General features: G+C 74.2%; 3 protein-coding genes. All 3 read right to left on the minus strand.

All coding sequences use genetic code 11. From position 1 onward, the window contains the following. Positions 1-373 precede the first annotated feature (373 nt). From ACFVFH_RS06500 to ACFVFH_RS06510, 3 genes are read right to left on the minus strand one after another with little or no spacing between them, the layout of a single operon-like run. Positions 374-7,921, minus strand: a complete 7,548-nt coding sequence (locus ACFVFH_RS06500) for a MupA/Atu3671 family FMN-dependent luciferase-like monooxygenase (RefSeq protein ID WP_383764222.1) — start codon at positions 7,919-7,921, stop codon at positions 374-376. Beyond that, the gene (locus ACFVFH_RS06505; RefSeq protein ID WP_383764224.1) at positions 7,918-11,289 is read right to left on the minus strand and encodes a type I polyketide synthase; all 3,372 of its coding nucleotides are present in this window, start codon (positions 11,287-11,289) and stop codon (positions 7,918-7,920) included. Before ACFVFH_RS06505 ends, ACFVFH_RS06500 begins: the two co-directional genes overlap by 4 nt. Further along, positions 11,286-12,542, minus strand: coding sequence for an MFS transporter (locus ACFVFH_RS06510; protein ID WP_383764227.1), 1,257 nt, complete (start codon positions 12,540-12,542; stop codon positions 11,286-11,288). Before ACFVFH_RS06510 ends, ACFVFH_RS06505 begins: the two co-directional genes overlap by 4 nt. Between the last annotated feature and the right edge of the window lie 55 nt (positions 12,543-12,597).

Here is a 12,597-nt window from a genome sequence, read left to right on the forward strand (position 1 = left end):
CCTCGGGATCTCCGGGCCTCCCGGCCTCCCGGGCCTCCCGGGCCTCCGGGCCTCCCGGCCTCCAGACTTCCTGGGCCTCCCGGATCTTCCGGGCCCCAGACCTCCTGGGTTTCCGGGCCTCCGGCCCCCGGGATCCAGACTTCCCGGGCCCTGGGATCCAGACCTCCTGGGTTTCCGGGCTTCAGGCCCCCGGCCCCCGGGCCTCCCGGGTTTCAGGGGCCCGGCTGTCGCAAGGCTTCCGTGTGGCGGTCCCGTCGGTCGGGCGCCCCGGTGGGGGCCGTCGGGCCCCGTCGTTCCGGGGCGCCCGCAGTCATCCGCCGTGCGATGCGAGACATCGGCCGTCGGGCCCCCGTCGCCCCGGGGCGCCCGGGGGTCAGTCCGTTCCGTCGGCGAGCGCCGCTCCGACCTCCTCCCGCAGCAGTTGTACGTACTCCCGCGTCCATGTCTCGACCGTCGCCCGGTCCCACAGGTCGGCCGAGTACTCCACGGCACCCTGGAGAACGCCCTCGGCCGGGGTCAGCACCATGATGAACTCCGACCGGGACGCGGCCGGGGCGATCTCCGCCACCGTGGTGGTGAGTCCCGGCAGCTCGATCCCGGTGTCCAGCGAACTCTCGTAGGCCAGACCGATGGACAGGCTCTCCGGCATCTCGACGCCCCTGCGCTCCCGTATCGCCGGAGCCACCTGGCGCGGCGACATGGCGTGCTCCATGCCCAGGACCGTCGTACGGGTGACCCGGTCCGTCAGCGCCGCGAACGTACCGGCGCGCGCGTCACGGACCCGCAGGGCGAACGCGATGGCCGTGCAGCCCACCAGGGACTCGAACTCGCGGCTCTCCCGGCCCGCGTAGGAGATGCTCATGACCACGTCGTCCTGCTCGGCCTTGGCCCCCATCAGCCGGCCGAGCGCCGCCGCGGTCACCACGAAGGGAGTGGTCGCCCGCCGGACGGCCAGCCGTTCCACATCGGCCCGGACCTCGGCGGGCACGGTGAACTCGATGACGCCGCCCCGCCCGCTGAGGGCGTCCGGCCTCGGCCGGTCCAGCGGCAGCCCCGCGACGAAGGGGGCGTCGACGAGTTCGTCCACCCAGTAGTCCGTGCGGGGCCCACTGGTCGCCGCCAGATGGGCGGCCTGCCAGTGCGCGTACTCCACCTGCTGCGCCGGGTCGGGCAGACCGTGCGGGGTTCCGGTGACCGCCGCACGGTAGAACGCGGCGAGCTCCTTGAGCAGCGTGGTCAGGGCCCATCCGTCGCAGGTGCAGTGGTGCAGCACGAGCAGCAGCACCCACTCCTCGGCGCCGGTGCGCAGCAGCCGGGTGGAGAGCACGTCCCCCTCGAAGAGGTCGAGCGGTGTCTCCGCCGCCTCCTGGGCGAGCCGTGCCACCTCGGCCCGCCGCTCCGGCTCCGGCCGTGAGGTGAGGTCGTCGACGGGCAGGCCGAGGGGGCGGGGTTCGAGCACTTCCTGTTGCCAGGGACCGGAGTCCTCCCGTACCAGCCGGGTGCGCAGGGACTCATGGCGGTCCGTCAGCGCCTGGAGCGCGGTGCGGAGCGCGCCGGGGTCCAGGCGGCCGGAGAAGGTGATCCGCAGGGCCACGTTGAAGACCTGCGGTCTGGTGTGCTGGGCGTGCACGGTGGCGAAGCGCGACTGCTGGTGGCTGGCCGGGCCCCGGCGGAGGACCCTTCGCGGTCCGGAGCCGCGCACGAACTCCGTGAGGGCGCGCAGCGTGGGTTCCTGGTAGAGCCGCGACAGCGGGTACTCGATGCCCCAGACCTCCCTGATCCGGTTGACCAGCCGCATCGCGGTGAGGGAATGGCCGCCCAGGTCGAAGAGGGAGACGTCCGGATCGACGCCCGACGCGGGGAGGCCGAACTCGGCCGCCCAGAGATCACGGATCCCGTCCTCCGCCGCACCGGGGGACGCGGCCTCCGACGACGGGCCGGCGGCCGGACCGGCGTCCTCCCCGGCGGCCGGGCGTACGTCCTCCGCGTCCGTCGGACGTGCGTCCTTCGCGTCCGACGGACGGGGATCCTCCCCGGCGGCCGGACGTACGTCCTCCCCGCCCGCCGGACGGACGCCTTCCCCGGCGGCCGGGCGGGAGCCTTCCCCGCTCGCCGGGCGTACGTCTTCCCTGTCCGCCGGACGGACGCTCTCCCCGTCCGGCGGGAGGAGGGGAACGTCGGCCGGGAGCCGGGACCGGTCCAGCTTGCCGTTGCCGGTCAGCGGCAGTTCGCCGAGGACCCGCCAGGCGCGCGGCACCATGTACTCCGGCAGATGCCGGTGCAGCTCCCCGGCCCACCGGTCCGTGCGCGACCGTTGCTCCGTCGCACTGTCGCAGCCCGGCTCGGCGGGCACGACATAGGCGGCCAGGAAGGTCTCGCCGTCGGCACGGCGCCGCCCGACGACGGCCGCCCGGCGGACACCGTCGAGCCGTCCCAGCACCCGGGCCACCTCCTCCGGCTCGACCCGGAAGCCGCGGATCTTCACCTGGTCGTCGGTACGGCCCACGAACACGAGCCGCCCGTCAGCCGTCCAGCGGACCAGGTCGCCCGTGCGGTAGCAGCGGGTCCCCTCCCCGCCCGCCGTGTCGGCGACGAACCTCTCCTCGGTGAGGTCAGGCCGGTGCAGATAGCCCGCGGCCACCCCCGGGCCGCCGACGAGAAGCTCTCCCACGGCACCGATGGGCACCGGCTTGTCCGACGCGTCGACCACGCGCAGCGTCACGTTGTCGACCGGACGCCCGATCGCGATCACGTCCGTCTCCCCGTCCGGGGCGGGCCCTTCGGCCCGGGGCGCGACCGTGTCGGCGACGCAGAGCACGGTCGTCTCCGTCGGGCCGTAGACGTTCACCGTCTCGTAGGGCGCCGCGGGCGAGGGGCGGAGCCGGAGCGCCTCGCCGCCCAGCAGCAGGTGGCGCAACGGGGGCTGATCGGCCGCCGGCAGGCGCAGCAGCTGTTCGCCCAGGGCCGTCGGCAGGAAGCCGAACGAGATGTCCTGGTCCGCGTACCACCGGGCCAGCGCGAGCGGGTCGCGGCGGACCGGTTCACCGGCCACGACGACCGTGCCACCCGCCGTCAGCGCGGGCCAGATCTCCAGGAGGGAGGCGTCGAAGCTCTGGCTGCACACGACGGCGCTCCGGTCGTTCCCGGTGAACGCGAAGCGTTCGTGGTGCCACCGGCAGAGGTCCACGACCCCGCGGTGCGTGAGCACGACCCCCTTCGGCGTGCCGGTGCTGCCCGAGGTGTAGACGACGGCGAAGGGGGACGAGGCCCCGGCGGCGGGCGTCGGCCGGATGCCCGGCCGGGGGCCTGCCGCCGGGGCGCCGACCGGGGCGCCGATCGGGGCGCCGACCGGGGCGCCGATCGGGGCGCCGATCGGGGCGGCGTCCGGGGCGACGACCCTCACCGATCCGGGCAGCCGCAGTTCCTCGGCCCCGTCCGCGCCGCTGATCACCGTACGGGCGCCGCTCTCGGCGATCACCTGCGCGGCGCGGACGGCACCGAGCGACGGGTCGAGCGGTACATACGCGCAACCGGCCCGCACCACCGCGAGCAGCGCCACGACGAACTCCGCGGAGCGCGGCAGCCACACCGCCACCACGGATTCCTGTCCGGCGTCGGCCCGGTGGGCGGCGAGCACGGCGGCGAGCGTGCCGGCGCGCTCGTCCAGCTCCCGGTAGGTCAGCTCGGCGTCCTCGCCCACCACCGCGGTCCGCGCGGGGTGTTCCGCCGCCCGCCGGGCGATCCAGTCGTGCACGGTGGTGTCCGCGACCGGCCGGACCGGGCCGTGCTCCCAGCTCTCCGGCACCTCGTCGCCCTCGGCCGTCGCGCGCGCCAGCAGGGACAGCGGGGTGCCGGGCTCGTCGACGGCGGCGGCCAGCAGATCGTGGAAGACCGTGAAGAACCGGTCGACGGTGCCCGGCTCGAACAGGTCCGCGTTGTACTCCAGATGACAGCGGACGCCCTCCGGCCGGTCGGTGAAGTAGACCGTCAGGTCGGTCAGCGCCTTGTCGGGGCCCGCCTCCAGGGGCTCCGCCTCGACGCCGGGGAGGTCGAGGCGGAACGGCTCCGCCGATTGGAACTCGGCGCACACCTGGAACACCGGGGTGCGGTCCGTCCGGCGGGGCGGCGCCAGCGCGCGCACCACTTCCTCGAACGGCGTCTCCGCGTGGTCGTAGGCGTCGAGTGCGACGGCACGCACCCGGTCCAGCAGCGTCGCGAATCCGGGGTCGCCGGTGAGGTCGACCCGGAGCGCGAGGGTGTTGACGAAGAAGCCGACCAGTTCCGAGGCCCGCTGCGGCCGGTCCGAGACCGGGATGCCGATGACGACGTCCTCCTGCCCCGTGACCCGGCGCAGCATCGCCGCCCACCCGGCCACCAGGGTCATGAACAGGGTGGCGTGGCGGTCCCGGCTCATCCTCCTGATCCGTTCGGACAGGCCGGGGCCGAGAGTGCGGAAGACGGCGCGGCCCGTGGAGGTCATCTCCGCCGGGCGGGGGCGGTCGGTGGGCAGTTCGAGGACCGGCAGGTCACCGCCGAGCACGCGCAGCCAGTGGTCCAGGTCCCGCGCCCTGGCGGGGCCGTCCGCGGCGGCGCGCTGCTCCCGGGCGTGCTCGGCGTAGCTCCAGGTGAGCGCGGGCAGACCGGCGTCCGTGCCGTCCAGCTCCGCGCGGTAGAAGGCGGCCAGGTCCCGGCACAGGACGGTCGCCGAGGCCGCGTCGACCACGATGTGGTGGAACGACAGGACCAGCACGTGTTCGTCGGCGGCGGTCCGTACGACCCTGCTGACGAACAGCGGCCCGTTCTCCAGGTCGAAGCGGCGGGCGCTCTCGGCCGCCAGCGCCTCCCGCACGGCGGCCTCGGCCCCCGGCGTGCCGTCCACCACCTCGAAGCCGGGCTCCGCGGCCTCCCGCACCAGCTGGACCGCCGAGTCACCGGCGGGCCGGAAGACGGTGCGCAGCACTTCGTGGCGGTCGACGAGCCGGCGCAGCGCGGTGTGCAGCGCCCCGGTGTCGAGCGCGCCGCGCAGGCGGATCGCCTTCACCTCGTTGTAGGCGGTGCGGCCCGGGAGCAGGCGCTCCAGGAACCAGATCCGCTCCTGTCCCGGGGAGAGCGGCGCACCCGGCTCGGGCGCCCGCCCCTCCCGGTGGCGTCGGCGCAGGGCGTCCAGCCGGGGGAGCCCGGCGCGCAACTGGTCCGCGGAGACACCGAAGTCGACCAGCGCCACGATCTCGTCCGCGCCCGCGTCCGTCACCGCCTCGACCACCGGCAGGACGCTGTCCACGTCACCGATCAGGGCCCGCTGGTCGCAGTAGCGGCCGTAGGCGCGCCGGAAGACCACGTCCAGGTCGTCCTCGCTGAGCGACCTCAGGTCGGTGGTGACCCCGAGGCTGTTGGTGACGTTGCTGAACAGGGACAGCGAGGCCTGCATGTAGCGGGCCATCGGTGCGAAGGCCTCGGTCCGTGCGGTGTCGTGGTCCTCGCCGAGGTAGGTGTGCAGCAGGACGGCGACCCGCCCGGCGGCCGGGTCGAGGCCGTGGAGCGCGCGGGTCCGGCGGTAGCGGGCGATGTTCTCCCGGAGCTGGTCGATGTCCTGGGTCATCAGGTTGGTCACGATGCCCAGGTCGTGCGCGGCGGCCCGTTCGTACGACTCCGGGTTGCCGACCACCGCCGTGTAGAGCGGCGGCATCGGCTGGACGGGGCGGGGGAAGAGCCGGACCTCCCGTTCGCCGTCCCCGGTGGTACGGCGCAGGGGTTCGCCCCGCCAGAGGCTCCGCACCTCTTCCAGCCGGTCGTACATCTCCTGCTTGTGCGGCCCGAAGCGCTCGGGGAAGAAGACGAAGTCGTTGGCGTTCCAGCCGCTCGCCACCCCGAGGCCGACGCGTCCGCCGGAGAGGTTGTCCGCCATGGACCACTCCTCCGCCACCCGGATCGGGTCGTGCAGCGGGAGCACGACCGAACCGGCGTTGAGGCGGATGCGCCGGGTCTCCCGGGACAGCGCCGCGGCCAGGACGGCGGGGTTGGGGAAGAGGCCGCCGAACGAGTTGAAGTGCCGTTCGGGCATCCACAGCGCCTCGAACCCGTGGCGGTCGGCGAACCGGGCCGCCTCCATGAGGAGTTCGTAGCGGCCCTCCTGCGGACCGGCACCGTCCTCCGGGTAGTCGCCGAAGAAGTAGAGGCTGAAGTCGGCGCGGCGCGGGGTCGCGGTCGCGACGGGGGCCGGGGCGGCCGCGGGCGGTGTGGCGGGCACCGCCTCGGCCACGGGAACGGGAACGGCCACGGGAACGGGAGCGGCCACGGGAACGGGAACGGCCACGGGAGGCTGGGCGGCCGTCGGCGCGGCCTGCGCTCCGGCCGCCGGCGCTGCGACGGCGGCCCGGCGGGGCGGGGTCGTGCCGGTGCGGAAGAAACCGGCCTCCCGCAGCTCCCTCAGCGACCCCCGCACGGCGTCGGCCACGTGCTCGATGTCGCCGTCGGTGTGCGCCGTGGAGAGGAAGAAGTTGCGCCACTCCCACACATGCACGCCCCGCAGCATCAGGTGGTAGTAGAGGAGTTCCATGTCGGCGCGGTGCTCGAAGCGGAACTGGGAGCCGAACCAGCCCACCCGCAGGGGGAATTCCTCGGCCTCGAAGAAGGCGTTGAGCCCGGTGGCCAGTTCCGTCGTCCGGGCGTTGAGCCGTTCCTGGAGGCGCGGACCGCTTTCCCTCAGATGCGTGAGTACGGCGTGCGCCGCGGTCATCGAGACGGGGTGCTGGAGGTACGTGCCGCCGAAGAAGGTGGTGTCGGCGGTCGGACCGCTGTCGTCCCCGTAGGACCAGTGGCCGCCGTCGACGCCGTCCATGATGTCGGAGCGGCCGGCGATCGCGCCGATGGGGAACCCGCCGCCGAGGAGCTTGCCGTAGGTGGCGAGGTCCGCGGTGACTCCGTAGAGCTCCTGCGCGCCACGCAGGGCGGGGCGGAACCCCGTCAGCATCTCGTCGAACATCAGCACGATGCCGTGCCGGGCGGTCAGTTCGCGCAGCCTGCGGACGAACGCCGCGGGCTGGAGCGAGGGATGTCTGCTCTGCACCGGCTCGACGATGACCACCGCGATCCGCGAGGCGTCCCGTTCGATCGCGTGCAGGGCCTCCTCGCTGCCGTATTCGAGGACGGTCAGCTCGGAGACGGCACTGTGCGGGATGCCCCGGGAGACCGGCACGGTCCCCTCCTGGTCACCGCGCCCGGCCTGCCGGCCCAGCACCTGGTCGGCATGGCCGTGGTACGAGCCCTGGAAGGTGACGATCCGGTCGCGGCCTGTGGCGGCGCGGGCGAGCCGGATCGCCGCCGCGTTGGCCTCCGTACCGGAGTTGGCGAAGGCCACCCGTTCCATTCCGGTCAGCTCGCACAGCAGCTCGGCGGCCGCCCCCGTCTCGACGCTGCGGGGGCCGAGCCGGATGCCCCGGGAGAGGTGCTCGCGCACGGCCTCCCGGACGAAGCCGGGCTCGTGGCCGAAGAGGAGCACCCCGAAGCCCATGGTGATGTCGGTGTAGCTGTTGCCGTCGATGTCCTCGATCCGCGCGCCGTCCGCGCGGCGGGCCGCCACGGGATAGAGCATCTCCTTGGTCGATCTGCGGAATCCGACGACCGCCCGGCTGTCGGCGAGCCGCCGGCGGTGGCGCTGGGCGAGCTCTCTGGACGCCGCCGTCCGTGCCGTGTACCGGCGTACGAGGTCGTCGAGATGTTCCTGCTGCGTGCGGGGCGAGGTGGGGCGGACCATACCGGCGTCGGGGGCGATCTCCACGCGCGGCCCGTGGGCCCGGGGCCGCGGGGTGCTTCCGGCCCCGGCCCGCTCCGCGTCGATCCGTTCGGTGATGCGCCGGGAGAGTCCGGCCATGGCGGCCAGGTCCTGGTCCAGGGCGGCCGTGAGGCTCTGCTGCTCGGTCACCGGGCCACCTCGTCGTGCGGCAGGGCCGCCGCGCCGTTCCGGTCCGCGAGCAGCTCGGAGATCTGGGAGAGCTGGGTGAGCATCTGGAGCTGGATCCGGGAGAGCTGCTGGACCCGTTGGGCCAGTTCCAGCAGCTCCTGCCGGGTGACGGGACCGGCGTCGGTGGCGGCGGCCGGGCCCGGCGGTACGGCGGGGGAGGGCGGCGCGGGTATCGGCGGGTGGGCGAACGGGTGCGGAGCGGGCGCCGGGGAGGGCTCCGCCGCGTAGGGCCGCGGGATGGACGACTGCGGGACGGGCGGCTGGAGCAGGGGCGGTGCGGCGGGCGCCGCCTCGGGCGCCGGGACGGTGGCGGCGGGCGCGGCGGGCGGCGGGGGAGCGGTCACGGGCCGTCCGGCCAGCCGCGCGGCGACGAGTCCGGCGAGGAGCCGGGGCGTGCCCGTCTCGTCGAACAGCTCGCGCATCGTGACCTTGACGTGGTGCTCCTCCTCGATCTCCCGGAGTGCGTTGATCATGAGGAGCGAGTCCGCGCCGAGGTCGAAGAACGAGGTGTCGGCCGGGATCGAGGTGAGGTCCTCCCCGAAGGCTCTGGAGAGCACGCCGAGGATGCTGTCGAGGAGCTGTCCGGTCTCCGTCGCTTCTGCTGTCATGATGCGTTCCTCTCTCGCCGGGGAAACGGGCTCGCGGGGCCTGGGTGGGGCCCCGACCCAGTGGTGTCGGTGCTGGAAGCGGTAGCCGGGCAGCGGGACGCGCCGCCCTCCGGTGTCGGACAGGAAGGTCTCCCAGCGGACGTCCGCCCCCGCGCAGTGCAGGGCAGCGGCGGCGCCGAAGAGCGCCGTGAGCCCGGTGCCCCGGCGCAGGGAGGGGGTGGCCCGCACGGCGGGCAGGGAACGCCGGGCCAGGCTGCTGAGAGTGGAGTGCGGGCCGATCTCCAGGAGTACGTCGGGCCGTTCACCCGCGACGGCACGCAGCGCGGCGTCGTAGCGCACCGGCTCGCGGGCGTGGCGGAGCAGGTGCCCCGGGTCCGGCAGCCAGCCGGGCTCGCGGACCAGGCCGTCGAGAGAGCTGATGAAGCGGGTCCGTACCGGGGTGAACGGGGTCTTCGCCAGGACCGCCGCGAACGCGTCGAGCATCGGCTCCGTGGCGGCGGTGTGGAAGGCCCGCTCCACCGCGAGCCGTTCGTACGGGACGCCCCGGCCGTCGAGCGAGGCGCACAGCCGGTCCACCGCCGCGACGGGGCCCGCCAGCACCTGGGAACGCTCCCCGTTGGTCACGGCGACCTCCAGTCCGGGCAGCGACGCGGCCAGCTCGGCCGCGGCCCCCCGCTCCACCGCGACCGCCACCATCGCGCCCGGAGGGCACTGGTCCCGCATCAACCGGCCCCGGTGCGCGCTGAGTTCCAGGCCGTCCGCGAGCGACAGCGCCCCGGCCGCGAAGAGCGCCGCGTACTCACCGACGCTGTGGCCCGTCACGGCCCACGGCCCGATGCCCGCCTCCTCCCACAGCCGGACCAGGGCGCACTGCAGGGCGAACAGGGCCGGCTGCGCGGTCCCGGTCGGCCAGACGTCCCCCGGCGCGCCCGCCGACCCGGTGAGGAGACCGGTCGTCAACGGTTCGCCGGTGAGATCGCGATGCCATGCCTCGCAGGCGTCGAGGACCTCACGCACGACGGGGAACCGTTCGTACAGGGCCGCCGCCGCTCCGGGGCGCAGGGAGCCCTGGCCGGTGAACTGGAACACCACCCGGGCGGGCGCCTCCCCCGGCGGCCCCGGGTCCGCGCCGGCCGTGAGCGGGGCGGGGCCGGACAGCCAGGCGTCGAGGGCGTCGGCCAGAGCGGACGGCGAGCCTCCCCGGACCGCGATCCGGTGCCGTCCGTGCGAGCGCCCGAGGGCGGCGGTCGTGACCAGATCCGCCAGGGCCGGGGCGGTCCGCCCGCGGAGCCGGTCGCGCAGGGACCGTACGTTGTCGAGAAGGGCCTCCCGGCTCGTCGCGGAGACCAGGAGCACATCGGGCGGGGCGGCGGTGGCGGCGGGACGCGGCGCCGGTGCGGGGGGCTCCTCAAGGATCAGATGGACATTGGTGCCGCCGATCCCGAGCGAGGTGACCCCCGCCCGCCGGGGAGTGCCGGTCTCGGGCCACGGCCGGGGGGCGCGGGGCACGTAGAACGGGCTGTCCTCCAGCCCGAGCAGCGGATTGGGGTCGCTGAAGCCCGCGATCGGCGGGATCTCGCCGTGTCCGAGCACCAGCAGCGCCTTGACGAGACCGGCGAGCCCGGACGCCACATCGAGGTGCCCGATGTTGGCCTTGACGGCTCCGAGCGCGCAGTAGCCGGTCCGGTCCGTGTCCTGCCGGTACGCCGCGCCCGCCCCCGCCAGCTCGATGGGATCGCCCTTGAGGGTGCCGGTGCCATGGGCCTCCAGATAGCCGATGGTCTCCGCGCCGACGCCCGCGTGGTCCAGCGCCCGGCGTACGGCTTCCTGCTGGCCGCGCGCGCTGGGCGCCGCGAACGTCTGCTTGCCGGCGCCGTCGTTGCAGATGCCCCAGCCACGGATGACGCCGTGCACGGTGTCGCCGTCCGCGAGCGCACGGTCCAGCCGCTTCAGTACGACGGCCACGACACCGGTGCCGCCGACGGTCCCGTCGGCGGCCGCGTCGAACGCCCGGAGCCGGCCGGACCTGGAGAGGATCGAACCCTTGACGTAGTGGTAGCCGAGGACCTGCGGTACATGGACGGCACCCGCGCCGACCAGCGCGACGTCGCACTCGTCCAGCAGCAGCGACTGGGCGGCCAGGTGCACCCCCACCAGCGAACTGGAGCAGGCCGTCTGCACGTTGACGGCCGGTCCGGTGAGACCGAGCCGGTGGGCGACCCGGGTCGCGTTGAAGTCGGTGAAGTTGCCCACCAGAACCTGCATGCCGGCCAGCCAGTCGGCGATGTCCTCGTTCGGCAGGACGTTGTTGAGCAGATACGACTGCATGTTGTAGAGGTGGTAGCCGGTGCTGGCGTAGACCCCGATCCGCTTGCCGTCCCGCTCGTCGGGGTAGCCGGCGTTCTCCAGGGCGTGCTGCGCGCACTCCAGGAACAGGCGGTGCTGGGGGTCGGTCAGCCGGGCCTCGCGGGCGCTCATCCCGAAGTGCCGGGCGTCGAACCCGGCGATGTCGTCCAGGACGGCCGAGGCCCCGATGAAGTCGTCGCGCCCGTAGAGCTCCTCGGGGACGCCCGCGGCCTTCAGCTCGTCCGGCGTGAAGCGGGTGAAGCGGTCCTCGCCGTCGCGGATGATGCGCCAGAACTCCTCCGGCGTGTCGGCCCCCGGCAGCCGGAAGGCCATCCCGACCACGGCGATGCGCGGGTCCCGCCCGCCGCCGCTCATCGGCCGCTGCCTTCGCGCAGGGTGGAGCCGCCGGGCCGTGGCACCCCGTCGGAACCGGCCGGGGAACGGTGCAGCAGGAGCAGCGCCAGCAGGGCGAGACACAGCACGATGGCGAGGCCGTGCAGCGAGGCGACCACCTGGAACGGGGAGAAGGACTCCAGCAGCGATCCGCTGACCAGCATCCCCAGCCCGAACCCGGCGTTCTCGGCCGAGGCGGAGAGCCCGAAGAGGCGACCGCGCTGCTCGTCGGGGACGGTCTGGAGCCGGGACACGTACACGATCTCGGTGACCCCGTCCGCCGCCCCGGCGAGCAGCGCCGCCGCGAGCGTCGGCACGGTGGGCAGCCCGCTGAACACGACGATGAACGCCCCCGACATGACACAGGCGCCGACCGCGAAGGCCCGCTCGCCCAGGGTGCGCCCGGTCCGGCGGGTGTACCGGGCCAGTACCTGCTGGGCGATGATGGTGCCGACCGCCCAGGTGGCCCAGAACTGGCTGATGAAGGTCGCCGGATGACCGGGGTCCAGCAGGCTGGAGTAGACCGGCAGCGCGACGTTGTGCGAGGAGGACCCGAGCCCGTCGACGGCCCGCACGGCGATCATCGCCACCAGCACCGGCGCACCGGCCCACAGCAGCCGCAGGGAGTGACGACCGGCGTCCCGCGCACCGTCCTCGGCACCCCCGGGCCCCTCGGACCGGGCCCTCGTGCGGATCGGCAGCATCAGCAGGACCGAAGCGGAGAACAGGAACGTGACCGCGTCCAGGACGAAGGCCGCCGTGTACCCGAGCTGCGCCACCACCACCCCCGCCGAGGCGAACCCCGCGATCATGGCGAGCGAACGGCCGGTCACCAGCTGGCCGTTGGCGCGGCTGCGGTGCTCGGCCCCCACGATCTCCGGGATGCTGCTGCGCAGGGCGACCTGCGAGAGCGTCGAACAGCCCCCGGTCACCACCGCCAGGCAGTACAGCAGGGAGACCCGGCCCGCCTCCGGGGCCAGGAGCAGCGCCAGGAGCGCCAGCGCCTGACAGAGGTCGGCACCGACGATCAGCCGCTTGCGGTCGTACGCGGAGACGAGGCGCCCGCTCACGAACCCCGCGCCCACGCTCGTCCCGAGCCGTACCGCCATGAACAGCCCTGCGGCCAGGGCGCTCCCGGTGACGTCGTAGACGAAGACGTTCAGCGCGACCATGTTCAGATAACTGCCGTACGCGGAAACGCCGTTACCGAGAACGAGCAGCCGGAAATGCTTCATGCGCACCCTTTCGGAGCCACGGGAGGATGCGGAGCCACGAGAGAAGCCGACGCCG

The organism is Streptomyces sp. NPDC057697 (genome assembly GCF_042799335.1).
Classification (GTDB): domain Bacteria; phylum Actinomycetota; class Actinomycetes; order Streptomycetales; family Streptomycetaceae; genus Streptomyces.

Bases quoted from the DNA above. Each gene is read 5' to 3' on its own strand.
- ACFVFH_RS06505 (WP_383764224.1), bottom strand. From the start codon at position 11,289: ATGAGCGGCGGCGGGCGGGACCCGCGCATCGCCGTGGTCGGGATGGCC.
- ACFVFH_RS06510 (WP_383764227.1), bottom strand. From the start codon at position 12,542: ATGAAGCATTTCCGGCTGCTCGTTCTCGGTAACGGCGTTTCCGCGTAC.